The organism is Nostoc sp., from assembly GCF_036917195.1.
Lineage (GTDB): Bacteria > Cyanobacteriota > Cyanobacteriia > Cyanobacteriales > Nostocaceae > Nostoc.
This window is the reverse complement of record NZ_JBALDG010000019.1, coordinates 12,415-39,387: the sequence shown is the minus strand read 5'-3', so window position 1 is coordinate 39,387 and position 26,973 is coordinate 12,415. Positions and strand designations below refer to the sequence as shown.

The 26,973-nt window shown below is 42.5% G+C and carries 17 protein-coding genes and 1 pseudogene; 7 read left to right on the top strand and 11 right to left on the bottom strand.

Annotated features, from left to right (window positions below; all coding sequences use genetic code 11):
- Positions 1-10: 10 nt before the first annotated feature.
- Together V7K40_RS05910 and V7K40_RS05905 are read left to right on the top strand one after the other, a co-directional pair.
- On the top strand, positions 11-658 hold the full coding sequence (locus V7K40_RS05910; protein ID WP_334957609.1) for a hypothetical protein: 648 nt from the start codon (positions 11-13) through the stop codon (positions 656-658).
- A 137-nt stretch (positions 659-795) separates the two neighbouring features.
- Complete coding sequence (locus V7K40_RS05905; protein WP_334957607.1) at positions 796-1,569, top strand: hypothetical protein; 774 nt, start codon at positions 796-798, stop codon at positions 1,567-1,569.
- Between the two features lie 115 nt (positions 1,570-1,684).
- On the opposite strand, the gene V7K40_RS05900 is transcribed toward V7K40_RS05905, so the two are convergent.
- From V7K40_RS05900 to rpsT, 7 genes are all read right to left on the bottom strand, one after another.
- Positions 1,685-2,641 carry a putative 2-dehydropantoate 2-reductase gene (locus tag V7K40_RS05900; RefSeq protein ID WP_334957605.1) on the bottom strand — a complete coding sequence of 319 codons (957 nt, stop codon included), beginning with the start codon at positions 2,639-2,641 and terminating at the stop codon, positions 1,685-1,687.
- Between the two features lie 401 nt (positions 2,642-3,042).
- Positions 3,043-4,368, bottom strand: a complete 1,326-nt coding sequence (locus tag V7K40_RS05895; RefSeq protein ID WP_334957603.1) for a hypothetical protein — start codon at positions 4,366-4,368, stop codon at positions 3,043-3,045.
- A 406-nt stretch (positions 4,369-4,774) separates the two neighbouring features.
- On the bottom strand, positions 4,775-8,818 hold the full coding sequence (locus V7K40_RS05890; RefSeq protein ID WP_334957601.1) for a DNA-directed RNA polymerase subunit beta'': 4,044 nt from the start codon (positions 8,816-8,818) through the stop codon (positions 4,775-4,777).
- A gap of 127 nt (positions 8,819-8,945) precedes the next feature.
- A complete protein-coding gene (locus V7K40_RS05885; protein ID WP_334957599.1) occupies positions 8,946-10,823 on the bottom strand; it encodes a DNA-directed RNA polymerase subunit gamma in 1,878 nt (625 codons plus the stop codon).
- Positions 10,824-10,913: 90 nt separating this feature from the next.
- The gene (gene rpoB, locus V7K40_RS05880) at positions 10,914-14,213 is read right to left on the bottom strand and encodes a DNA-directed RNA polymerase subunit beta (RefSeq protein WP_334957597.1); all 3,300 of its coding nucleotides are present in this window, start codon (positions 14,211-14,213) and stop codon (positions 10,914-10,916) included.
- Positions 14,214-14,960: 747 nt separating this feature from the next.
- Positions 14,961-15,746, bottom strand: a complete 786-nt coding sequence (locus tag V7K40_RS05875) for a TatD family hydrolase (RefSeq protein ID WP_334957595.1) — start codon at positions 15,744-15,746, stop codon at positions 14,961-14,963.
- A 192-nt stretch (positions 15,747-15,938) separates the two neighbouring features.
- Positions 15,939-16,235: a 30S ribosomal protein S20 gene (gene rpsT / locus V7K40_RS05870; RefSeq protein ID WP_334957593.1), complete on the bottom strand. Its 297-nt coding sequence runs from the start codon at positions 16,233-16,235 to the stop codon at positions 15,939-15,941.
- Between the two features lie 727 nt (positions 16,236-16,962).
- Here rpsT and hisD point away from each other — a divergent pair.
- The gene (gene hisD / locus V7K40_RS05865; protein WP_334957591.1) at positions 16,963-18,261 is read left to right on the top strand and encodes a histidinol dehydrogenase; all 1,299 of its coding nucleotides are present in this window, start codon (positions 16,963-16,965) and stop codon (positions 18,259-18,261) included.
- A 24-nt stretch (positions 18,262-18,285) separates the two neighbouring features.
- On the opposite strand, the gene V7K40_RS05860 is transcribed toward hisD, so the two are convergent.
- Entirely contained in the window at positions 18,286-18,510 is a 225-nt protein-coding gene (locus V7K40_RS05860; protein WP_334957589.1) for a hypothetical protein, read from the bottom strand.
- 327 nt (positions 18,511-18,837) lie between these two features.
- Between V7K40_RS05860 and V7K40_RS05855 the strand changes: the two genes are divergently transcribed.
- Together V7K40_RS05855 and V7K40_RS05850 are read left to right on the top strand one after the other, a co-directional pair.
- Complete coding sequence (locus V7K40_RS05855) at positions 18,838-19,263, top strand: universal stress protein (RefSeq protein ID WP_334957587.1); 426 nt, start codon at positions 18,838-18,840, stop codon at positions 19,261-19,263.
- Positions 19,264-19,282: 19 nt separating this feature from the next.
- Positions 19,283-19,831: pseudogene (locus V7K40_RS05850) on the top strand (Uma2 family endonuclease).
- 45 nt (positions 19,832-19,876) lie between these two features.
- On the opposite strand, the gene V7K40_RS05845 reads toward V7K40_RS05850, so the two are convergent.
- From V7K40_RS05845 to V7K40_RS05835, 3 genes are all read right to left on the bottom strand, one after another.
- Positions 19,877-22,021: a peptidase domain-containing ABC transporter gene (locus V7K40_RS05845; protein ID WP_334957585.1), complete on the bottom strand. Its 2,145-nt coding sequence runs from the start codon at positions 22,019-22,021 to the stop codon at positions 19,877-19,879.
- Between the two features lie 118 nt (positions 22,022-22,139).
- On the bottom strand, positions 22,140-22,412 hold the full coding sequence (locus V7K40_RS05840; protein WP_334957583.1) for a hypothetical protein: 273 nt from the start codon (positions 22,410-22,412) through the stop codon (positions 22,140-22,142).
- 463 nt (positions 22,413-22,875) lie between these two features.
- Entirely contained in the window at positions 22,876-23,112 is a 237-nt protein-coding gene (locus tag V7K40_RS05835) for a hypothetical protein (RefSeq protein ID WP_334957581.1), read from the bottom strand.
- 967 nt (positions 23,113-24,079) lie between these two features.
- Here V7K40_RS05835 and V7K40_RS05830 point away from each other — a divergent pair.
- On the top strand, positions 24,080-25,414 hold the full coding sequence (locus V7K40_RS05830; protein ID WP_334957579.1) for an HlyD family efflux transporter periplasmic adaptor subunit: 1,335 nt from the start codon (positions 24,080-24,082) through the stop codon (positions 25,412-25,414).
- Between the two features lie 561 nt (positions 25,415-25,975).
- Positions 25,976-26,590: a hypothetical protein gene (locus V7K40_RS05825; protein WP_334957576.1), complete on the top strand. Its 615-nt coding sequence runs from the start codon at positions 25,976-25,978 to the stop codon at positions 26,588-26,590.
- Positions 26,591-26,973: the final 383 nt, after the last annotated feature.

Below are 26,973 nucleotides of genomic sequence, written 5' to 3'. Positions count from 1 at the left end.
GGGATAATTTATGTACTTGAAAATTCCTGAGCAGTATAAGTCTGGAATTGAATTTATTTTAAACACTGATGATGATGCTGTTGATATAATTATATCAGCTTTACGTGATTTTCCTCCGACCGCCGAAAACGTTATATATAAAATTTCTGAAAGAATAGTTCAAACACAAAAAGTTGATGCCCCTACTGCTGTAAAGATTGTTGACACTCTAGTATCTTTAAGGCAATTAAACAAAGATGAAAAATTGTCTAATGAGGCTATTGTGATTTTAATCAGTGAGTCTCTAGAAAAAGATACTGAATTTGTAGTCACAACAGAGCTAAGAGAACGTTTTAGAAAGAGGTTATCCAGCCTACTACAAGCTTTAGAAAGTATTGCTTTCTCCTTAGATATTTCGGATAAAGCTTCTAATTTACTGATTGAACATGAGCGAATATTTTCAGACTCAAGGATTGTTACTGACATAAGACCTGTATTTGACTCAGAAACTGAGAGAAAAGTAGAAGCTGCTATCTTAATTCATACACTTAAAATTCAGTATAGAGATATAGAGGGAATTAAAGAATTTTATATAGCCCTTGACTCAGATGATTTAGATAATTTGTATGAGCAAATAACTATTGCAATAGACAACAGAGATGCTCTTGGATCTATTTAAAAAAAAGCAGAAATAGAGTGTATAAATTCTGCATTTGAAGTTTCAGTGTTAGAAAATATAGAAGATGACGATGAATAACAACATTGATTCAACCATATAAATATCAAAGATTTCCAATTAAGAATCAGGATAAAAATATGTTGAAATCAGAAAAACTGAAAGAGAAAACAAACTCTTGGACTAAAAAACTAAATACTAAAAAATTAGCTAAATATTCACATTCTCTTAAAGTTAGCCAATTTTGTGTGTCTTTTGTGCCAATTCAAGAAAATTATAGTAGTTTCAATTTACTCAAAGATAATAACTGCGATATTTATTTAAGTAATCAAATTAAAACTGAAGCAAGTAAAGTATCGCTATTGAAAACTAAAAGCTGGAAGCAAGAGGCTTTTTCTTGGAGAGAAGAAAAAGTGCCGTATGTTTATTCTCAACAATCCTTACTCCAAAAAAGTAAAACTCGCAAAGCGAAGCAAATAATAAACCGTCCGTCAAATTATCTATTAAGGCAAGCAGAAATAAAAGGCACTTTTATGAAACTTGCTAATCAATGGCGTAGCGAAACTAAGCATAGTAAATCTTTTCATTTAAATAATCCTCAACCTATTTCTTGGAATCAGCTAACTGATTTTATTCGTTCTTTAGGCTATCCCATTAAGCATATTTCTTATCAAAATTGGCAGTCACAGCTTAGTAACCAAGCTCGTTCGCAATCAAATCCTTTATATGCTCTTTTACCTTTTTTTCTCCAAAATTCTCCAGAGCATCAACAAGCTAGAGAACCAAAAATTAGCTGTCAAGCAATACAGACCGCACTGGCAGAAAGTTCGATTATCTGTCCTCCAGTAGATACTAAATTGCTGAATACCTATTTTGACTACTTTATTAGTAGCGGTTTTTTGGATGCGAAATAATGAACATTACTAAAATACTTCTTTGTGCCTTTGGAATTTATCCTGTTGTGTTTGATGACAATGGCGATAATTCTTGAGTCTTGGCGTTGGACAAAGTGCAGAGTGACAGAAGGAATTAAGCGTTTTGGCGATCTTCTACTCTTCTAATCTTATCCAAAAACTTTAGCTGCTGGTATATACAACTAATCTGCGGTAAATCCACACCTCTAGAATGCGCTTTCCGTAATGGGTTCCCAAAAATTGCTTCTACTTCCAAAGGCCGTCTTTCGTCGTAGTCAATTTTCATGCTGGTACGATAAGGCTTCATCTTCACGGTGTAATCTAGCATTGTTTGGATGAAGCTATCAGGAATGATGCGTCCGCAACTAAAGGAACCTGCTGCAACTTCATACATCAACTGTTCAACTAATTTGCGGGTGTGGACATAGGACATTAATTCATCTGTTCTAGCGTTGAGAATTACAGACAGTCCATTATAGGGAATATTCCACACCAATTTTTTCCATCGCCCTAGTAATAAGTCTTCAGTTAATTCTATTGAGATACCAGCACTCTTCAAGTCATCGGCAATTTGCCGCATCTTATCTGTAATCCCAGTAGGATCATAGCCAGAAGCATATCCTCCTAGTGTAATTTGTCCATAGTCGAGGTGGCGGATATGTCCTGCTTCGACTTTATTGGAACAGAGAAAACACAACCCACCAATAATACTCACATTGCCAACTATTTTGGCAACTTCTTCTTCTACCGCCAGTCCATTTTGCAATACCAACACTACCCCATCATCCCTGACGAGTGGCGGTAACATCTGCGGCAATAAATGGTTTTGTGTCGTCTTTAGTGCTACCACCACCACATTGCATTGTGGCATTTTTTCTACATCATTGTAGGCATTGACTTGAGTCAGAGTGAAATTACCATCTTTTGACTCAATAATTAAACCAGATTTACTGACATATTCATAATCACTCTTCATCAAAAAGTGGACATCTAAACCAGCTTTTTGCAGTTTGGCACCATAAAAGCCACCTAATGCACCAGTTCCTAGAATGGCGTAACTACGCTCGGACATTTTGCTAACAATGAGATTTTTATATGATGATCATAATGCGAATACGTCGCACACATACAGCCAAAAACTGCCGGTGTGGCATTAGGTAGTGAATCACGCGGGAGCATCCCATTGGTTTGGCGGCTTATACTTATCTGCCTAAAAAACCCTCGTTTGATATTTACCCAAAAAACTTGCCTGTTCTACCTCCTGCTGTTTTTTAATTCGTCGAACTCACGTTTTGAGTAATAGTTGATGTTCTTAATCTGTCAAGAATGGTCTTCATCTGGTTTTTGATACTGATATTTACTCAATAGGCGCTAGGAGCACATAGCTAGCTGTACCCTCCTACAAACGACTCTACCTTGGAAACCATATAACCCTAAGTGACTAGGGTGAAATGTTGGATATATTTGTTAACTTTATTGAAAACCCTTTGTTGGCTTTTTTTGCCCCTTACCCTTGGGCTTAGATTTATTAACTTCTCCTAAAGCTTCTTGAAATAAGTTGTGTAGATGTATAGGAACGCTAGCAATTTCTGGTAACTCTGGCTCAATAGGTTTGTTGAATTCTTCCAAAAGTGCGTCTAAGTCACTTTCAAGGCTAAATGGACGTTGCAGATATTTCTGCAACACCCTTTCTAGCTGAGTTGGATACTGTTGCGCTAACCGATGCCAGATAAAGGCGTTAATACTTTTATCTTCGAGGTAATACCGAATTAATTTTTCAGCCCCTTCAATACTTTGCCAGTCCTCTGCTGATAAAATTGCTTGTATTTTACTATATGTTGGTAAAAATATTTGTCCCCAACGAGGATCAGAAAGAGCCGTTACCTGTTCTGCTTTTTTGAGTTCCGCAGGTAAATCAACTTTGGGCATAACCATTTTGCTATTGCCACTTTTGCTGTTAAACATCTGAGAAACTGCGTTTGAGTCAGCACCAAATTCTTGTGCTGCTGCTTTGATTTCCTCATCTGTAATGCCAGCTGCTTCTGCCACTTCAGCCAAGGATTTGGAAGTATCAATTCCTGCTGCTGCAAAACTTTTTTCAGTGATTAATTCTTGGAATTGAGCTATTTTTTTATTAAGCTGGTATCCCGGCAGTGTGATTTCATCAGTGCCAAAAAAGTCCACAAACTGCTGATGATATCGTGCTACTGACTCCCAAGCCTCTTCTAGCAAGTCTGGAGCATCGCTGTAAAGATTACTTTTATAGTTTTCTTTGAAATTACCAATTGCTACAGCAAGTTTTGGTTTACCCAATTTACCCATCATTGTGTAGGGGCCAGAAAACATCCAGTAGCTGTCGGTAACGGGAGAAATGCGAGTTAATAAGATTTCTCCTACTTTCAACCGAGATATTGCCTGTAGTGTTTGGGTATTATTTGGCTTGACGATGTAGCGTTTATCTGTCAACCAGTTCGTCAACTCAAAGCCATCAGGTAGGATGTTAGTAATGGCAAATAAGCCAATAAAACTATGATGCCAGCTTTTGATCAGGTTGCGATCGCTCCCTTCTAAATCTGGATGGCTTTCGATAAACAACTCTAATGGTGACTTCTCACCGACTTTCCCTACTGTCAGAAAGCTATCAATGATTAAGTCCTGCTGTGTACTATCCCCACTTCCACGGCGCAACTGTGCTGCTGCATAGGTTTCGAGTGCTTGTGCCAGTTCGCCTTCTGCATCAAGAACAAAATCAACTAAGGCTTGTTTTAATTCGTGCGATCGTTCTAATATGACATCCACAAGTTCATCTCTCGGTGCAACAGATGTAAATTATAGCTTTTGAGAGAATTGCTTGTTTGATAATTTAGCAACTTCCCTATGGAAACTGCCATATCTCCTCTAAAAGTTTTCAATAAGCACATTTTATCCCAAATTAGATGATCTGACGCTGCTGGCTCCTACCCTGCAAAGTTCCTTTGGGAGATATCTACTGTGTCAAGTTTAAATTGATCAGTAGACAAGACTTTAGTCCTGACTACAAACCATTAAAACTAGTTTGACAAATCACTACTAGGTAGAAAGCCAAGAACCAGAATTTTGAGAATTTAAAAATGTGTTTTTAGAGAGCAAAATAAAAAGGCAAAAGAAAACCTTCTTTTGCCTTTTTACTTTTTACCTCTTAATAGAGACGCAAAATTTCAAGTCTCTATTCATCGTCGAAATCATCTTCCTCGTCTTCCTCTTCTTCCTCGAAATCGTCCTCGTCTGCTACTTCATCGGCGATTAATTCATCGTCGTCATCTAAAATTGACCTTTCTGCACGTCTGCTACCAAAACCAGATTCCCCAAGAGTAGGAGAATCTAAATTATAGGTGCGAGCAGTACGGTCATCTAAGACCATATCCAGGGGATCATCAACTTCATCCAAGACACCATTGCTAATCTCAGCAGCATAATCATCGATCGCACCCGGTTCATCATAGGTATTGTACCCAGTACCAGCCGGAATCAATCGCCCGATAATCACGTTTTCCTTTAATCCACGTAGCCAGTCAGATTTACCTTCGATGGCTGCTTCGGTAAGTACCCGTGTTGTCTCTTGGAAGGATGCAGCAGAAATAAAGCTGTCAGTGTTCAAGGATGCTTTGGTGATACCCAACAATACTGGGGTATACTGTGCTCTAGCACCGCCTGTAATTGCCATGGCTTCGTTCACCTGCTCGACTTGGCGCAGTTCCACCAATTCGCCAGGAAGCATTGTGGTGTCACCACCATCATCAATCCGGACTTTGTTGGTCATCTGGCGAACAATCACTTCAATGTGCTTATCGGAAATATCAATCCCCTGAGACTGATACACCATTTGCACTTCATTCACCAAGAATGTCTGTACTTTCTGTAAAGCATGGCTAGCACAAGCATAGACTCCGTCTTCGGAACCCAGGCTAAAGAAGATTTCCAAAATTTCGTGGGGGTTGGATGGACCATCTGTCAGCGGTTGTCCCGCTAACACAGTTGCTCCATCTGGCACAATCAAATTTTGTCCTGGTCCTAGAGGATAATCAGTGATCACACCATTTGATTCTACGACCTTGATAGCGATCGCTTCATCACCATCGCCGTAAACTACCTTAACTTCACCCGCCCGCCGACATAAAATGCACGCTTCTTTCGGTTTACGAGCTTCAAGCAGTTCCTCAATCCGGGGCAAACCTTGAATGATATCTCCGGTTTTGGCGCGTTCAAACACCAACAACACCAAGTTATCACCCCGTTGTACCAAATCGCCGTCTTCTATCTGCAACACAGCACCAGGGCTGACTCGATAAGGGCGACCGATGCGGGTAGTAATAACGTAGTTTTTAGTACTCAGAGCTGATTCCTCACCAGGTGCAGCAGGGGCATTTTTGATATCCACTACTTTCCCTGATTCTTGGGCAAAAATTCCCGGAGCAACTTCTGTACCTTCTACTAACAAGTCACCCACTTTCACCTTAGGCTGAGTACTAGTATTCGTCATCAGCCTGTCAATGTCGCGCAACACCAAGCAGCGACGAACGTTTTCGGTTCCTTTTTGGACGCCCCGCACTTCCCCCCCTTCTTTACACAAGATTTGGGTCCGTGCGACCACAGCTCCAGGAGCGATGGTAAGCCCATCTTGGACTTCAAGTGTTGTCTCAGTGCTACCTTGGGTGGCATCAGCGGTAATATCTCGACGAATTACCAAGGACTCCAAAATTACCAGTTGTAAGCGCTGAACTTCTGGGTCTTCAGTATCCTGTACCAATTCAATATCTGCTGCTAGGGGCGAAGCATTGTGGTCTTGTTCCCCTTCTTGCTCAATTTCCAGCACTAACTGGGTTCGCAGCAGTTCCACACCTTCAACAGACTTGACGCGTTCCGAATCTTTGTAAGGTAGTCGCTGCACAGCCCGCAACTGAATCGAACGCCCAGTTTTTTGACTTACCGATGTAGTTGATGGCACGTCTGGATTATCCGGTACGGCAAACTCAACTACCGGACGACTTAACAGGGCAGGGCCTTCTGGTGTCTCCACATACTGGATATAGCGTAATTCTGTGGCGACACTGCCTTGAAATTCCTCGCCAGGTTGGATGAAGGTATTATCTCGCCCGATGACTGCTTCTGGATCATCCACCATTAGCAGTTCTCCTGGCTTAACCACCACTTCCCGCAGGATGTCGTTTTTCTGGGTGACTTCTACCACACCGCTGTTTTGGCAGAAAATATCTTTTACTACCTCGGTGCCAGCTTCCACAAATTGACCGTCTTCTACCAACAGCAAGGAGATGTCTTTATTAACTTCGTGACTTTCTTCGGGAATCCACAAAAGGGTACCGCCCTGCACAACTTCATAACCCAGCTTGGCTTTGCCTTTTTTCTGGACTTCTACACCCGCGAATTTTAGGAATCCACCAGTGGTTGTGCGATAGCGGTCATCAATTAACTCAGCTACAACTTGACCATTTTGCACTTTTGTGCTTGGTGTTGCCCGGAGGTTAAATATCTGGTTGTTGCCAGTGGAGACTAAGTAATTATTGCGACCTTGGGAACTTTGGACTGTTACCGTTGCCTGGTCTAAGACTACAGAAGCGGTAATAATCTCAATTTCCCTAGTACTTTTACCTGGGGTAGCTTCTGGCAAGCGCACCACACCGCCGTGCAAAGTGGTTAACTTGGTTTCTGCTAAAACTCCATTAGAGGCGATCGCATCACCATTTTTCACCACCAATTCTGACCCAGGTGGCAAGTTGTAAACTTCCCCAGACAAAATCCAAATCAAACCACCCCGTGCGGCTGTGGTTGTGGTATTACCTTGACGGTCAGTTTTTTGTTCTGGAACTACTTCGGCAAATTGCACTTCCCCTGCCAAGTCAGAGGCTACATCTTTAACTGCTTTTTCTGTATTAGTCCTAGTTGTGCGTCCACCGAGAGCAACCTCTGCCAACAACTGTCCTTGTTTTACCTTATTTCCATCAAATACATATAGTGTTGAACCTTGAGTAAGATGAACCTCTTGGTTGTCTGGGGTAACATCACCTTCTTTTGTTGGCTCCAAAAGCAGGATGCCATTAGCCTCAACATACAGGGCATCTTCCCCGTGGCGGGTACGATATGTTCTGGTCTTCAGTTTGCGGGGAAGCTTGACAGTCCCATCAATTTTAGAACGAACTTGTTGCGCCACTTCCCCAGTAAACACACCACCTGTGTGGAATGTCCGCATGGTTAACTGGGTACCAGGTTCGCCGATACTTTGGGCGGCAATAATCCCCACTGCTTCGCCCAAATCCACCATTTTGGCGTGGGCTAAACTCCAACCGTAGCAGTGTTGACACACTGAACGTGCAGCTTCACAAGTTAGGGGACTCCGCACCACAACTTCTGACACCCCAGATTTTTCAATTTTCTTCGCTAAGTCCTCAGAAATTGGGGAATTGCGTGGTGCAATTACTTCTTTTGTCACTGGATGCACCACATCTTCGCCAATTACCCGTCCCATCAAGCGGGTTGCTAGAGGAATTAAGGTTTTGGCACCTTCTGTCATTGGTCCAATGGTAAGACCTCTGGTGGTGCCGCAGTCAAATTCCCGAATAATTACATCTTGGGATACATCCACCAACCGGCGGGTGAGATAACCAGAGTCAGCCGTCCGTAAGGCGGTATCCACCAATCCTTTTCTGGCACCGTAAGACGAAATAATGTATTCCGTCACAGTTAGTCCTTCACGGAAATTAGTTTTGATGGGCAAATCGATAATTTCCCCTTGAGGATCTGCCATCAGTCCCCGCATCCCCACCAATTGCCGGACTTGGGAGATGTTACCCCGTGCCCCGGAGAATGCCATCATGTATACGGAGTTCAGGGGATTAGTCTTCTTGAAGTGGACGACGACTTCATCTTTCAAGGCTTCACTGGTACCATTCCAGGTATCGATTACCTTTTGGAAGCGTTCTACTTCAGTGATTTCTCCCCGTTGGTAACGGGTTTCAGTGGCGCGAATTTCTTCTTCAGCTGCTTCTAAGAGCAATCGTTTAGTTGGTGGCACCATTAAGTCATCGACACTGATGGAAACCCCTGCTTTGGTAGCGTAGCGAAATCCCAAATCTTTGAGTTTGTCCGCCATCACTGCGGTTCGCGCCGTACCATAATGCGTAAAGGCCCAAGAAATTAATTTTTGCAGTTGACTTTTGTTAACTACGCGATTGCGAAAAATCATTTTTTCAGTCATTGATCATTAGTCCTGAGTCATCAATAATCAATAATTCATAATTCGTAATACTCGCCAGAGGCGAGAAGCAAGCTACGTAATTCGTAATTGAAGAATTAATTACGAATTACTAATTAGAAATTATGAATTAACTTGCTAGTGCTTCCTGAATGGCATTATTGTAAATAACGCGACCAGGAGTTGTGTATATATACTGCGAAAGTACATTGCCTTTAGCGTCTTGTCTGACTCGGCGGAACTTATAGAGTAATGTCCGGCTACCATCCTCGTTTTCCGTCACTTTCACGGGTTCTGTATCCGGTTGGTCTGATTCTATTTCACCGTCAAACCGTACATAGATATAGGTGTGCAAGTCTATTTGCTCTTGCTGGAAAGCCATAATTACATCCTCTAGCGAAGAAAAGTACTTTCCTGCACCTTTTGTCGCACCGGGATTTTCTGCTGTTAAGTAATACGCTCCCAACACCATATCTTGGCTAGGTGTGATGATGGGTTTACCCGTGGCTGGTGACAAAATATTGTTAGAAGCCAACATCAACAACCGAGCCTCAGCCTGACTTTCTAACGACAGCGGGACGTGTACTGCCATTTGGTCGCCGTCAAAGTCGGCGTTAAATGCCGGACAGACCAGAGGATGCAGCTGAATCGCTCTACCTTCTACCAAAATCGGTTCAAAAGATTGAATACCCAAGCGGTGCAACGTTGGTGCCCGATTTAGCATCACAGGGTGTCCTTCAATTACCTCTTCCAGCACATCCCAAACACTGGGGTCACTACGCGATATCAGCTTTTTCGCAGCTTTGATGTTATTTACCATACCGCTACGAATAAGGCGGTTAATCACAAATGGTTGAAATAGCTCAATTGCCATTTCTCTAGGCAAACCGCACTGGTGAATTTTCAGCTTTGGCCCGACCACAATTACAGAACGTCCAGAGTAGTCAACCCGTTTACCTAACAAGTTTTGTCGGAAACGTCCTTGCTTACCCTCAATAATGTCAGACAAAGATTTTAGGGGTCGGTTATTTGCCCCTACCACAGTGCGTCCCCGACGACCATTGTCAATCAAAGCATCCACTGCTTCTTGCAGCATCCGCTTTTCGTTCCGCACAATAATTTCTGGTGCCAAAATTTCTTGCAAGCGTGCCAAACGATTGTTGCGGTTAATTACCCGCCGATACAAATCATTTAAATCGCTGGTAGCAAACCGTCCACCATCTAGTTGCACCATTGGGCGCAAGTCGGGAGGAATCACGGGAATAACTGCCATTACCATCCACTCTGGTTTGGAACCAGTGGCGATGAAGTTGTCAATCACCCGCAATCGCTTAATTAGCTTGGCCCGCTTTTGTCCCTTGGCGTTGCCAATTTCCTCGCGTAGGCTTTCCGCTTCTTGCTCTAAATTAATATCGGCAAGCAAGCGCAGCAGTGCTTCAGCACCAATACCTACCTCTACGCCTTGCAGCTGAGAATCTTCGCTATAAATTTGGTCTTCAATTTCCAACCACTGGTCTTCACTCAGTAGCTGTTTGTAAGTTAAAGTTTCGGCATTACCTGCACTCAGGACAACATAAGAGTTGAAATAGACAATCTGCTCGACATCCCGCAAGGGCATATCCAACAGGATGGAAATATAGCTAGGAATGCCTTTGAGATACCAGACGTGAGCTACTGGTGCAGCGAGTTTAATATAGCCCATGCGGTGGCGACGCACCCGTGATTCGGTGACTTCTACCCCACAGCGCTCACAGACAATACCTCTGTGACGGACTCTTTTATACTTGCCACAATGGCATTCCCAATCTTTCGCGGGGCCAAAGATGCGCTCACAAAATAAGCCATCCATCTCTGGCTTGAGAGTTCGGTAGTTAATGGTCTCCGGCTTGGTAACTTCACCGACTACCTGACCATTGGGCAATGTTCTTTCGCCCCACTGCCGAATGCGTTCAGGGGAAGCCAAGCCGATTTTTACGTAGTCAAACTGATTAGTTTGGGCAGGTCTCATACTTAAATACTGAGTTCCGAGTTATGAGTTTTGAGTATATTTAGTTTTAAGTTAGGAATTGTTAACTCCTAACTTCTCACTCCTCACTCTCTATTCGTCATCTTCCAGCGATTCGCGGGAAAGAGATTCATAGGTGGGTCGAGGAGGTGTGCGACGGGCTGATTGGTCTGCCATCAAATCGACTTCCACATCTAGGGAACTGCCGTCTGCTTGGGTTTCTACTTTGTGTACGGCAATGTCTAACCCCAATGATTGCAACTCGCGCATTAGCACCTTAAAAGATTCTGGGGTTCCAGGTCGAGGAATTGCCTTACCTTTAACGATCGCATTTAACGCTTCATTCCGTCCTTGCATATCGTCAGATTTAACTGTGAGCAATTCCTGTAAAGTGTAAGCTGCACCAAAGGCTTCCAATGCCCACACTTCCATTTCCCCAAACCGTTGACCACCTTGTTGTGCTTTTCCACCCAAGGGTTGCTGAGTCACCAGTGAGTATGGACCTGTGGAACGGGCGTGAATCTTATCATCTACTAAATGCACCAGCTTCAGCATGTAAGCTACACCGATAGTGATTGGTCGGTCAAAGGGTTCGCCTGTACGACCATCAAACACCATGATTTTGCCTGGATCATCTGGGTTATATACCCAGTCTTTGCCTGTTTCGTCTCGTGCTTCTTGCAATTTGCCATGCACGATTCGGCGGGATGACTCTTCACCGTACATTTCGTCAAAGGGAGTAATCTTAAATCGCACTCCCAAGGTCTGACCAGCCCAACCCAAGAGGCACTCAAATACTTGTCCAACGTTCATCCGACTGGGTACACCCAAGGGGTTAAGTACAATGTCTACTGGTGAACCATCGGGCAAATAAGGCATATCTTCCGCTGGCAATATCCGAGAAATAATTCCTTTATTACCGTGGCGTCCTGCCATTTTGTCACCAACTTGGATCTTGCGCTTTTGGGCGACATATACCCGGACTACCATATTGGCTCCCGGTGGCAGTTCATCGCCTTGTTCACGGGTAAATAAGCGCACGTCAACTACCCGCCCTTTTTCACCGTTAGGGACTCGCAGAGAATTGTCCCGCACATCCCGTGCTTTTTCACCGAAGATGGCCCGCAACAGTTTTTCTTCTGGCGGTTGGTCAGATTCTCCTTTGGGTGTGACTTTTCCTACCAAGATATCTCCAGCTTCTACCCATGCCCCAATGCGAATGATTCCCTGTTCATCCAATTGACGCAAAGCATCTTCCCCGACGTTGGGAATTTCTCTGGTGATTTCTTCTGGTCCGAGTTTCGTCTGTCTAGCTTCAATTTCATATTTTTCAATGTGAATTGAGGTGTAGACATCATCCTGCACCAGTCTTTCAGAAATTAAAATTGCGTCTTCGTAGTTGTAGCCTTCCCAAGGCATATAGGCAACTACAATATTTTGTCCTAGCGCCAATTCACCGCCTTCGGTGGAGGAGCCATCAGCCAGCACTTGACCAGCAACAACACGTTCACCAATGCGGACGAGAGGTTTCTGATTTAAACAGGTGTCTTGGTTGGAACGTTGGTACTTGGAAAGGGTGTATTTAATTTCGGGGGTTGCTGCTTTCGGACGCACACGAATTTCTGTGGCATCTACATAGGTGACATCGCCATCGGTGCGCGATACAACCACCATCCCGGAGTCTCTTGCTCCTTGCGCTTCTAAACCTGTACCCACTAGAGGACGCTCTGGCTTGAGCAGAGGTACTGCTTGCCGTTGCATGTTCGACCCCATCAGCGCTCGGTTAGCGTCATCATGCTCCAAGAAGGGAATCATGCTGGTCGCCACCGACACAATCTGTACTGGAGATACTGCTACGTAGTCCACCTGTTCTGGTGTTGTGGTGGAAAATTCTTGGCGATAGCGGACTGGCACTTGCGGCCCAATAATATGCCCGGTTTCATCTACAGGAATATCTCCAGGAGCAACCCGCAGGTCATCTTCTTCATCGGCTGTCATGTAGACTGGAGGCAGGTCAAATCTAACTCGCCCATTTTCCACAGGTCTAAATGGCGTTTCTAAGAAGCCGTACAGGTTCACCCGTGCATGGGTTGCCAAGGAGCCAATCAACCCGGCATTGGGGCCTTCTGGGGTCTCAATGGGGCAAATACGTCCATAGTGACTAGGATGAATATCCCGCACAGCAAACCCAGCCCGTTCGCGGGTTAAACCACCAGGGCCAAGGGCACTCAGACGGCGTTTGTGGGTCAGTTCTGCTAGGGGATTAGTTTGATCCATGAACTGACTTAACTGGCTGGAACCAAAGAATTCTTTAATTGCTGCTACCAATGGTTTGGGGTTCACCAAGGAAGCGGGCGTTAGTACTTCTGCATCAGATACGGTCATCCGTTCCCGAATAATTCTCTCTAGGCGGTTTAAGCCTACCCGCACTTGGTTTTGTAGCAATTCCCCGACGCTTCTCACCCGCCGATTACCTAAATGATCAATGTCATCTATATTACCAATATCGTATTCCAGATTGATCAGGTAATCTACGGCTGCCAAGATATCACCAGGAGTCAATACCCGCATTGTGTCTGGGACAGAAAGGCGCAATTTCTTGTTGAGCTTGTACCGTCCGACGCGACCAAGGTCATAACGTTTCGGGTCAAAGAATCGGGAGTCTAAGAGCTGTTGTCCACCTAACACTGTCGGTGGTTCACCAGGACGCAGTTTCCGATATAACTCCATCAGGGCTTCTTCTTCAGAGAATTGCCCTTCTTTTTCGATGGTTTTTTGGAAATATTCTGGATGACGTAAGGCGTCAAAGATTTCATTGTCTGATAATCCTAAAGCCTTTAGTAGTACCTGTGCTGAAAGTTTGCGGGTTTTGTCGATGCGTACCCATACCAAATCGTTACGGTCTGTTTCAAATTTCAGCCATGCTCCCCGGTTGGGAATTAAGCTAGCTGAATAAGTCCGTCGCCCGTTTTTGTCTATTTCTGATTTATAATAAACCCCTGGCGATCGCACTATTTGGTTGACAATTACCCGTTCGGCTCCGTTAATAATAAACGTGCCGCGATCAGTCATCAAAGGCAAATCCCCAATAAATACCTCTTGCTCTTTAATTTCCCCTGTTTCTTTGTTAATCAGGCGTGTGGGGACATACATTTGAACGGCATAGGTACTGTCCCGCCGTTTGGCTTCTTCGACGCTGTACTTTGGCTCCTTGAGTTTGTAGTTATGACCCAAAAAGTGCAGTTCTAGTTTGCCCGTATAATCTGTAATAGGACTAAAGGAGTTAAGTTCTTCTATCAGCCCTTCTTCCAAAAACCAGCGAAAGCTTGACCGCTGGATTTCAATCAAGTCGGGCAACAGAAAGGCGGGTTCCATATATGTTTCTTTAGTCATGCCTCTTCCTTTGTCAACCTGGTAAAATTTTCCCTTGGACACTGCTGTTTGACGCTTCCCATTGCTAGCCAGTGTCCTTAGCTGTTTGGGTTGGGAACTTTTTCTTACACACTTGCTATTTACAGGTGTGGGCAAACGCAGCTATTAAAGCTGGAATGAGCAATTTGGACAAAGGGGTAATTGCCCCTAATCAGGGACTCAGACGCCAAAAACCCACTATGGTCTTGATTTAACAAGAATAAGTTGAGATATTCCTGAGTTTTATCTACTTTCTTCATTTCCCCTCCAAAAAGCGCGTTAATTTGCTGACGCAGCTCTAAACGGTGTGTCTTAAATCACCCCGCTATTTATACTCTCAGTGATATCATAGATATCCTAAGACTGAGGGAATGATCCGTACCTTGTCGGCTTTGAATCAGAATCACTTCATTTTGCTGAATTGTACTCACAAGGCAATTTTGTTTAACGATTTTGAATATGTTCAATACACACCAAGCTGATGTTGTGCAAAATAGCTCAACCTGGGTTGGCACGGTTAGTCATGTGTGGAGAGCATCCGCTTGTAGAGATTTGGAGCATGGCCAAGCCGATAACAGCACGGAAAATTAGGATCAGAAATTTTAGCTTCCTTCCTTTATCATTATGGCGCAAGCAAAATGTTTTTGAGGCAATAATATTATCATATTTTTGTCCCCCTAGAGTTTTATTTTTTTTAGCACAACTGAATAAAAGAGATTAAAGCCCACTTTATATTGACAGACCGAATAATTCACACGCATTCTGGGTGGTTTGATGGGCGATCGCCTCTACTGTTTCCTGACGCAGTTTAGCTACTTGCTCGGCTACATAAAGCACGTAGGCAGGCTCATTGCGCCTCTCGCCCCGTTTGGGAACTGGGGCGAGAAATGGGCAGTCTGTTTCAATCAGTAGGCGATCGCTACTCACCATCGCAGCTGAGGATTGGATCGCTTTGGCGTTTTTGAACGTTACCGTTCCGCTAAAGCTGATGTAAAAGCCTAAATCTAGAAACCATTGAGTTTCTTCTGGCGTTCCTCCCCAGCAATGCATGACGCCCCGCACTTTTTCTTTCTTAAGTTTCTGCCACTTTTGTAGCACTTCTCTGGTTTGGGCCGCAGCGTCACGGCAGTGGATAATCACTGGTAAGTTGAGTTCCGATGCGATCGCTAACTGCGACTCAAACACCATGAGCTGATCCTCATAGTTATCAGCTTTGTAAAAATCCAGCCCCATTTCCCCAATTGCTACCACATTCGAGTCAGAACTTGCTAAAGTTTTGATTTTTTCGGCTGTCTCGTTATTCCATTTATCAGCATCTAAAGGATGTAATCCCACGGCAAAGCTAATTTCGGGAAACTCTTGGGCTATGGATTGAATACTAAAAAACTCCTCAGGGTGAACACAGGAATGTACTAAACGCACTACACCTGCTTCTTGCCACCGTGATCGCACTGTTGCTAAATCGGGCTGGAAACTATCAAAGTTGAGATGAACGTGCGTGTCTATCAGTTGCATTCTTTGTCCTTTGTTGTTTGTCCTTGGTCATTTGTAAGAGAAGTTCTGTACCCTTCGAGATGCCAAAGCCATATGCTCGCGGATTCATTCGCGCCGCCTCTGGTAGAGAACAGGCGGCGCTATTCTCGTCAGCCGACGCTCAGACTTGTCTCTTTGTTTTCTGACCAATGACTAAGGACAAATGACCAATGACTACTCAACTATTTGTGTGAGGGGTTTTAATCTGTGAGCCAATCTTGACTTTTTCCTAGCCCCATTGTTAGGGTGAAGGACACCCCGTTTGATCGCTTTATCGATTTTACCGTAAGCCTCTGATAACCGATCCTGTGCTTCTTGTTTTAATTCTGGGGTAGGATTAGCTGTATAGGCAGCTACAGCACTAAAGTATTTCTTCATCAGTGTCTTTACTGCTGATTTGTAAGCTTTATTACGCAGTCGGTTACGTTCTGCGATTTCGGCACGCTTGAGAGCAGACTTTGTATTCGCCACAGTCAATTCCAAAAATACTATTATTTATGTACACATACTACTAGATTTACTAATATAACATCCAAATTGCCCAATACCATAATTTCCTAAAAAAATTATGGTATTGGGCATGGGGCATGGATGAATAATCAATAGTTATTCTTCGCCAGTCCGCAATTCAGTGTGTCGTCAATTTAGGAAATGCGTTAAAATGAGGTACATAAAATTAAATAGCCACCCGAACTTACCACAACCTGGTTAAGCAATGTGATTGCCAAGAAATATAATAATCTGTCCATAAAGTGGATGTATTATTAAAGGCAAACAATTGTAAAGAGCTAAATTCCAGGGATTTCCAAGTATAGAACCGACATATGGTGTCTGTACACAGGTTAACTACTAAAAAGTTAGGAAAATAAGTAAAAATTATACTCAGACCCTACCCCCTGTAAATCCGGGGCTTAGATGTGCAAACACACCACCTGCACTCCGCAAGGAGTGAGGGGAAGGACATAAAGGTAACGGGAAATGGCACGCCTGCTCCCTGCCGCAAGCCTGGGAAGGTTTGTCGGACTGAGCAATAGAATCGCCTTCTCAAGCAAACCAAGTGCTGGCAGCCTTGAGAGTATCAAAAAAATCCAGGTTAAGCTAGAGAAGAGAATTAGAGTCAGCTTGCACACCCCAGTGGGTCAAGAGCAATACTAAATCTCAGGTGGCAATATTATAATTTTGGCATTGTCCTTACTCCATGCTGCGAATCATTACTCAGCAGGCAGACGTCAGAGCAGAACTACAACGGATCTGCGATCGCACTCATGACGAACAGGTGCTTCACAAAGAAGCAACGGTGCGGGAAGTTTTGCAAGCAGTGAAGCGCCAAGGCGACAAAGCTGTATTGCATTACACAGCCGAATTCGACAAACAAACCCTGAAAGCAGAAGAACTCCGAGTTACAGGCTCAGAACTAGATGCAGCCTATCAGCAGGTGTCAAAGGAGTTGCTTGATGCAATTCGGCTAGCTTACCGCCAAATTGAAGCGTTTCATCGTCAGCGAGTACCCAAAAGCTGGGTACACTTCGGCGAGGATGAAATAGTGCTGGGCAAACGCTACACCCCCGTAGACCGAGCTGGGTTGTATGTGCCTGGTGGTCGCGCCGCCTATCCCAGTACAGTGCTGATGAATGCAATTCCGGCTCATGTTGCTGCTGTACCCCACGTGGTGATGGTAACACCACCAGGTTCAAGGGGTGCTATTAACCCAGCAGTCTTGGTAGCTGCCCAAGAAGCAGGAGTACAAGAAATTTATCGTATTGGAGGCGCACAAGCGATCGCTGCTTTAGCCTATGGCACAGAAACGATTCCGAAAGTGAATGTAATTACTGGGCCTGGTAACATTTATGTCACCTTAGCGAAAAAACTTGTCTACGGCATCGTCGGCATTGATTCTTTGGCAGGTCCTAGCGAAGTGCTGGTAATTGCCGATGAAACGGCAAATCCGGTGCATGTAGCTGCTGACTTGCTGGCCCAAGCTGAACACGATCCAATGGCGGCAGCAATTTTGCTGACCACAGATGCTGCTTTGGCAAAAAACGTGCAATTAGCCTTGGAAAGACAGCTAGTGGATCACCCACGGCGAATAGACACAGAAAAAGCGATCGCTCATTATGGGTTGATTATTCTTGTGGAATCGCTCCAAGCAGCAGCAGAACTCTCAAATGAATTTGCCCCCGAACATCTAGAATTAGAAGTTAAAGACCCTTGGGCACTATTACCACAGATTCGCCACGCTGGAGCAATCTTTTTAGGTTACTCCACACCAGAAGCTGTAGGAGACTATTTGGCAGGCCCTAACCACACCTTGCCAACTTCTGGCGCTGCCCGCTATGCCTCAGCATTAGGGGTTGAAACTTTCCTGAAACACTCCAGTATTATTCAATACTCCCAAGCCGCGCTGCAAAATGTGGCTAGTGCCATTGATGTGCTAGCAACGGCAGAGGGCTTACCTTCCCATGCTGATTCAGTCCGACGCCGAATTCAGCAAGAATAGTGATTAGGAATGGTTAATTTTTTCCTAATCCTGTTGGCAAAAGTCACTCGATAGGTTCCAAATAAAAGTTTGGACAGCAATGTCTGATGACAAGCCCTCCAGGTGCGCCAGTCGCTCATGGGCAGCTACTGCGGTGGACGGGTTCCCCGGCATAAAGGAGGCAGTGCGTTGGGCGGGTTTCCCGACTTGAAGCAACTGCCATAAAGTAGCGTGGAGATCCCCTTGGCTTACCGCTTTGCGTCTACGCACGCCACTTGCTACCTTACTTTAAGCCTTTTGGCGGGCGTCTATAAGTTGAGCATTGCCCACCTAATCTAGTGGCTTATTAAAGAAGGAGTTACCTGCATAGTAAGCCAGTGAGCAGTTTAGAGGAGGGTTACCCTCCCAAAGAACTGGCGAAAATATTCTCTACGCTAGTTGCTACAATGCACTAACGTTAAAGTGGGTTAAACCGACCTATGACACAGCCTCAAATATATAAACTAAGTAGGCAGATGGAAAATTAATTTAGTGTAACTGGCAACAAGTTTTGCTAGATACTTATGTAAGGGGTCTACTTTTTAGGAGACGAGAGCGGTGCTAAAGAATATTTTGGTAGCTCTGGACGGTTCGGAAATTGCAGAACGAGTAATTCAGACTTTAGATAATTTGGCGTTGTCAAAAGATGCTAAGGTTATTCTGTGTCATGTGTTTCCCACGCCAGAGTCAGAGATGGAACTACCCGCTGATCGTCCTCAGCCAGAGTCCCCAACATTTTCTTATTTTCATATTGAAAAACAATTGCAATCGTATCAGGAAAAGTTATCAGTCATTTGTGAGTTAGAACTGGTAACTGGTGATCCTGCCGAAGAGATTATTCGCCTTGCCAATATTCACAAAACTGACTTGATTATAATTGGCAGTCGTGGGTTGATTGGGATGAAGCGAATTGTCCAAGGTTCTGTTAGCAGTCAAGTTGTGGAAGAGGCTAATTGTTCAGTGTTGGTGGTAAAGCCAAGGTAAAAATTTGCAAAGGGAAGCAATGACTATAACTACCCTAAAACTAACCTTTGAAGAATACCTGAAATATGATGATGGCACTGATACCCGCTACGAATTGGTGAATCCAGAACTAATTCCCATGAATCTAAGAAGTGGACAACATGGAGCGATAACAGAATTTATTAATGTTTGCTTTCGAGCAGAAATTCTCCGGCTAAAGTTGGATTGGACTTCTAAACAAATGGTTATCGGTGTTCGTTCTCCCCATGCTGGCAGATGGGATACATCGAGAATTCCAGATGTCGTTGTGATTCCATTGCCTTAGTGGCGGGAGTTAAGAAACCGAGAAGCAGTTATTGAACTCAACGAATTACCTCCTTTGTTGCTGGTAGAAGTCGTCAGTAAATCAACAAAGACCGGAGACTATCGAGCTAAGCGAGTTGAGTATAACGTTCTAAATATTCCAGAATATTGGATTGTCGATCCATTAACCAACAAAGTGACTGTCTTCACATTGATTGAAGAACTATACGAACCAGTAGAGTTTTTTGGACTGATCGCATTAAGTCTCAGATTTTTCCAAAGTTAGAATTAACAGTTGAGCAAGTGCTATATGCCGAAGATTAAAAATAATTTAGGGGTTGAGAAAATATAAATGGTCGCCGGGTTGCGATCGCAAATCTTCCACAGTCCCCTGAATTTGTAACTTGCCTTGATTTAGTAGCACGATCCAATCAGCACGGTTGATTACTCTAGGACGATGGCTAATCAGGATCGTGGTTTTACCTTGGCGCTGCAACAACAGTTGATCTAAAACTTGAGCTTCACTAACTGGATCGAGTCCAGCAGTTGATTCATCTAAAATCAGGATTGGTGGATCGTTAACGATGGCTCTTGCTAGAGCTAGTCTTTGCCGTTGTCCCCCAGAAATATTTGACCCAAATTCACCTAATACAGTTTGATATTTTTCAGGTAGTTTACTAATAAAATCGTCTGCCTCAGCAATTTGGCAAGCGGCGACAATTTGCTCGAAGGTGAGGTGAGGAGAACCTAAGCGGAAGTTTTCAATAATTGAGCGACTCCAAAAATGAGCATCTTGAGGAACGAGAACAACTTGTTGCCGCAAACAATCAAGGGCTAGGTCTTGCAGATTATAAATCCCAATGCGAATGTTGCCAGAATTAGGTGTATATAATCCAGCAATCAGTTTAGCGAGAGAACTTTTTCCACAGCCGGATGTACCAATGAGGGCAACAACTTTACCGCCAGGAATCAAAAGGGAAAAATCTTCCAGTAGCTCTAGCCTGCCAGCGTAGTGAAAGTTTAGATTTGTGCAAATAATATTTGCATTACTAGGAATTTTAGCAAAGGGTTTGTTAGTATCGCTTTGAGTTTCAGATGTGGAATCGATAACTTCTGTTAAGCGTTCGGTGGCAGTTTTGGCACGCATGAATTCATCTATAAATCCAAGCACAGCACCGATGAATGCCAAAAAATTCCCATTCATCCCGTTAAATGCCAGCAGTTGACCAATGCTGAGTTCCTTACTAATAACTAGGATGCTGCCGAAACCAATCAAACTAACGCTGCCAATAGCATAAACTAACCCAGAAAAGATATTGTTAATAATTCCAATCTGAATTGTGCTAAATGTATTGTTTGCTAACCGACCAAATCTATTCTGAAATTCTTCCCAAAATTGAGGACCAGCAGTAGTAGTTTTGAGTGTCAGTGCGCCTTTAAAGCTTTCAACGAGAATGCCCTGGTTTTCTGCGTCTAAAACCAATATACTTCTGATTTTTTGTTGAAGTGTGGGTAGGAAGACAACCGTAGATGAACTCATGACAATCGCAATAACAAAGGCAAGCAAGGTGAGTTTCCAGCTATAGAACACCATGAAACCCAAAGAAATCGTTCCGATAAACAATTGGGTAGGCAGACTGATAACTGTTTGAGAAATTAGCTGATTAATTTGTTCAATATCTTGCAATCTGCTAACAATCTCACCACTGCGACGTGATTCATAGTAAGCCAGAGGTAACCGCAGAATTTTCCTAGCAAATTCCAGAACTAGCCCTAACTCAATCCGTTGAGCAAAATGGGCAATCAGGTTAGATTGAACTAGTTGCAGACTACTTGACACCAAATTCATTACCACAACCGCAATAATCACACCACCAAGAAGCTTGGTATCACCTCGAACTAGTACATCATCCGTTAGAATTTGAAGCAGGAAAGGAGACGTTAATGAAAGCAGACCGATAACTACAGAGCAGAGAAAAGCCTCGAATATTATGTCTCCATAAGGCAATGCACGCTGCATAAAGCGCCAAAGACCCTTGATTTTATCATCCGGTTGAGCATAAAAGCGAACCGAATCTGGCTCTAGTAAAAGCATTACTTGATCTGACCAAGCCTCCGTTAATTCTTTTCTAGAGACATAACGGATGTTATAGGCTGGGTCGGCAATTATATATTTCTTGCCTTTCTGACCATACAAAACAACCCAGTGGTAGCCTTTCCAGTGAATAATTGCTGGCAGTGGTGCTTGGTTCATTCGGTCTAATATTTCTTTTGATGCCCTGACCGAACGCGCATTGAAACCAAGTGCCTCGGCTCCCCGCCTCAATCCCAACAATGTTGTTCCAAGTTGCCCGGTGCCTACCGCTTCCCGGATGCGATTTAGTGTAAAATTACGCCGATAATGTTTTGCAACCGAAGCAAGACAAGCAGCTCCACAATCTTCTTCACTATGTTGTGTAACAACTTGGTATTTCATTTTATACTCCAATACCCAATAACATCGTGAAAAAACTCAAAAAAAAATAGCAGGGTTTCGTCCCTGCGTAGTTAAAAATTTGACCAACAGATTGGTTTTACTATCACTACTAAACTAATTAAAACCAATCAAAATGTAGTAGGAAGGAGGATACGAAGTCAGATAGTTTTCCCTTTGTAATTTCTCCTTTATTGGTAGTTTTCACAACTTTTGTAGTTGATGTTGATTTAACTGTTTGTTTGTTTACTACTGGTTTCCCAGCTGATCCCTTAACTGTAATAACCTTATGATAAACTTTCTTAAAAACCAGCTGGGTTTCACCACCACACAAACTTGCTTCTTCAGTTTCAGTCAGGGACATAAACATTGGGGAGATTTGAATATTTTTCATAATTTATAGTTAACCTAAGATGCTAATATTGAGCGAAACTTTGAAAAGAAGCCAAATAAGCGAAACTCTGAAAAGAAGCCAAATAAGCAAAACTCTGAATATAAAAGTATTTTAGATTTTACTCTGCCGAGAGTGATTAAACATGGATATGGTTAATTTCTCAACTAGTAGCGTTTGTTTCCCCTACTTGACTAATCAAAATGATCATTGTTTTTAACAAAGCATATCAACAGTTGCCTACTGGCAACCGTTGATAGACTTTGTTAACTTTGTTTAACAAAAGTATGTGGTAAGAATAAACGTAATGTCGGAATAACTGCGATCATCAACAAAGCTAATGGCTTGCCGGAAAGCAAACTACCCTGTTGGATCAGGTTAGTTTATTTAAGACAGTTTATCTAAGTAAAGACCCGGTTAATCGTGTCTTTACGTTTATTCTTTCCCTTTTACTAAACTCGAGTATTTAGGAGATCGCGGCTTCTTGTACTGCAACGTTACCCTTACCCACCTGTATTATTTGTTGGTTAATAACATTAAGCTTAACATCGATGTCGATCTTCACTAATGGCTTCTTATCGTCGGGCTTAACGGGGGGTTTGGGAGCGGGTTTTTTGGGCTTCTCATACTTCTTTACCCAATTACCACCAGATAAACTCGCTTCTTCTTGGGCCGTTAATGTAGTGAACAACATGCTTTCCATAATCTTAACTTCTCGCTTGATTGTTGGGATTAACGTCACTTCAAAGTAACAAATATAAACGGGAAAAGTATATTTAGTTACTGTTTCGTGTCGTTAAAAGTATCTTATACGACTCTTGCTCAAAAGGTCAAGCGACTAATTTTGTAATAAATATCTATTACACCTCTTCACAAAAATACTACATAGACATTTTGATACATATATAGATAATTAAAAAAAGTTTTTAATTATCCATCAAAAAATCGCAGACGTAAATAACGTAAATATCATATATGTGTTCATAATATAGCGCTGTAAAAACTTAATCTTTCCATAAACAATATAAGTTAAGTATGTTACGTAGCAATACTTAGAAAACTACGGAAAATCCTAGATTAAAGATTTAATAAAGTAGATATTCAATAATTTTATACTAGCTATACTTAAATAAAATTATAAAATTAAAAAATTGGAATTCTACACCTTTGAATAAGTATTTTTATGTAAAAATACTTTTTATTAAATTATTCTATACATAGCTAATTGGAATAAATATAAATTTTTTTAATAGAGATACGCTTCAGGTTGCTTAATTATTGATTAATGGGAAAAAAGCTTTCAAAAAGCTGTATTTAGTATACCTTGTTCATCAATAAATAAAGAAATGATAAATTTTTAGATAGAATTTATAAAGATTTGGTGTTCTAACTAAAATGCGCTAATTATTATTTAGACTTAACTGTATAGAAACCTTGTATTTACATACTAACAATATACAAGTAAGGCACTTATCAGTAATAAAAGTAAAAGCCGTTGCTTTCGCCCTCCAGCGGAAAAACGCCAAAATTATAGGAATTTTGCCAAAAATATGATTGAAACGGAAGAAAGCTTTTATTTTTTGGATATCCCTAAATTTTGGTCGTCACGCTAAGGCTAGGTAAATTTTTTTGCTAGATTATTTACACAACCAAAATGTTTTTTAGCATCCATGTTTATTGACCCCCAACCAGACTTTATCCGCCTAGTCGAAAACGATGAATATCTTCCGCCAATCAGCATATGGACAAGGTTGGGAGGGATATTTTTAATTGGAAGTATTGGTGCTGCCTTCAGCCTTGCTAGTGTCTTTAAATACAACATAATAGTGAAAGCTGATGCTACTGTCCGCCCAACTGGAGAAATACGGGTAGTGCAAGCATCAGCGGAGGGAACAATTAGAAGCATCAAGGTGAAGGAAAATCAGGTTGTAAAAAAGGGAGATGCGATCGCAGTGATCGATAACTTCCAATTAGAAAGTAGAAAAGACGAAATACTCGGAAATATCCAGCAAAATCAGTTACAGCGATCGCAGATCAATGGACAACTAAAAGCCTTAGAAACTCAAGTCACTGCTGAGTCCAATGCAATGCAACAGGCGGTCACATCTGCAAAAGCAGACTTGAGTCGTAACCAACGAGACTATCGAGACAGGGGAATTACAAGTCAGACAGAAGTGGACGAAGCAGAAGCCTCTGTGGCGTTAGCTAAGGATCAACTGAACCGATATAAGGGGCTAGCTAACACTGGAGCGATCCCTGATGCCGAAATTAGGGAAAAAGAACAAGCTTTTAAAGCTGCACTTGCTAGATTGGAACGTAGCAAAATTGGACTCAATCCCAGTGATGCGACTGTGGCGATCGCCCAAGAACGCATTGCCCAAGAATTGACAAAGGGTAAATCTACCCTGGCGGCATTGAACAAAGACAGACAAGAAATCATCAGGCGTCAAATAGAAATCCAAAACCAAATTAGCAACGCTCAACAAGAACTTAAACGAGTCTTCACGGAACTGCAAAAAACTGTAATTCGAACCTCAGAGGCAGGTACTATTCTGAGACTGGAATTAAGAAATACTGGGCAAGTTGTGAAGGCTGGAGATGTGATCGCTCAAATTGCCCCTAGTAGTGCTCCTCTGGTGATCAAAGCCCGTGTTGCCGCTTCTGATATTACCAAGGTAAAAGTATGTAAAGTTGTACAAGTCACAAAATGTACCCAAGGGAAAGTCCAAATGCGGCTTTCTGCCTATCCGTACCCCGATTATGGCATACTCAATGGTGCTGTTAGAGGTATTACCGCCGATGCGATTATACCTCAATCGAATAGTAATATTCCTGCTGCACCTTACTACGAGATCACAATCCAGCCCGATAGATTTTATCTGATCAAGGGCAATCAATCTTATGCCATTCAACCTGGTATGGAAGTTACAGCCGACATTATTTCTAAAGAAGAGACTGTTCTGACATTTATTTTGAGAAAAGCAAGGCTGCTGACAGATTTGTAGGCTGATTGAGAATAGGCATAGACACAGACAAGGAAAATCCTCTTAGCTAGGGAGGAAATAAACTGATATCAGCAGCTGGGAAATACGGGGGCGATCGCTATTCTCCAAATTAAGGAAAAAGAACAAGCTTTCAAAGCTGCTGTTACTAGACTATAACGCGCTAAACCGGGACTCAATCCCAGCGATGCTAATGTGGCGATCGCTCAAGAACGCATTGCCCAAGAATTTTTCTCTAGTCCGCGCAGGCGGAATAACCTGGGGTAAGGCTTTGCCTACGCTTATTTAACGTGAGTTAAACTACTCATGTAATAACCGCCTAATTAACTGAAATATTGAAACCTTTAAGAGGATAATTAGATGTTTTTTAGCTTACTACGTAAAACTGTCCCTCTCTGAATCGGAGAGGGACAGACTTGAACGAAAGTTCAAGGCAGGGAGAGGTTTATCGAACTGACATTTATTTAGCCGCGACTTCCAGTCATTAGGTACTTTAGTCTGGTGGAAGATGTGAGTTGACCAAGTTTGGATAAAATAGGAGGATAAATTTGGCTAAGGTTTTTTATGAGTTCCCGCCGCATTCTCCAAGTTGGTGAATCTTATACTTTCAGCCGATATTTTGAATTGCCTTTCACGATTGATGATATTTTAGCCGAATTAAATTGCACTATTGAAAGGAAAAATCTCACATTACCTGAATCATCAGAAATTTTAGACATCCAATTTTTACAGCAGCAACTTCGGCGTAATTTCTCTCATATTGATTTAGTTAATGAAACTACTAGACGGGAAGCTTTAATTGGTCCAATTTTGTTTGAAGTATGCAATTTAACTAATCAGAAACTCAATATAGAATATTCTATTGCTGTCAACGACTATCTGAAAGGGACTCTCGACTACTATATTGCAGCACCTCAAAATTTATTAGTCATCGAAGCCAAACAATCAGATTTAGTTAGAGGATTTACTCAACTCGCTATTGAATTAATAGCACTTGACCAATGGACTAAATCCACATCTGAACTTCTATATGGAGCCGTTACGACTGGTGAAGACTGGCGTTTTGGACTTTATCATCGTGCGAATCGTCAGGTGACTCAAGACCAAAAACGCTATCAAGTTCCAGAAGATTTATCGGTGCTTATAAAAATTATTGTAGGTATTATTTCTGGTTCATAAACTGCTCTACAATTGCACTTGAGAAAACTGGGAATTGGGGACTGGGGAGTAAGAATCTTAGATTTTAGACTTTGGCTACGCTCAGTCGAACGATTTTGGATTAAAGAATTGAAATTTATAGAACTTACACACTGTACAAAAAGGCTAGGTTGTGTTCTTAACGTTTTAGAGGTTGTTTCAGGCTTTTATAAATTATCCTTTCTTGGTTGCGATCGCTTGACAGGAAACAAAAAACCAAGCTCTAAGCGTTGAAAACCATACCCCCTATTTTGATTTTTCTGTCAATGCGTAAGTCCTAATTTAATCTAAAATCATCAATTCCATTATCCAAAATTGAATTGCCCAATACTTCGACATCGGCTCCATTGAGCGACTTGTGCTGA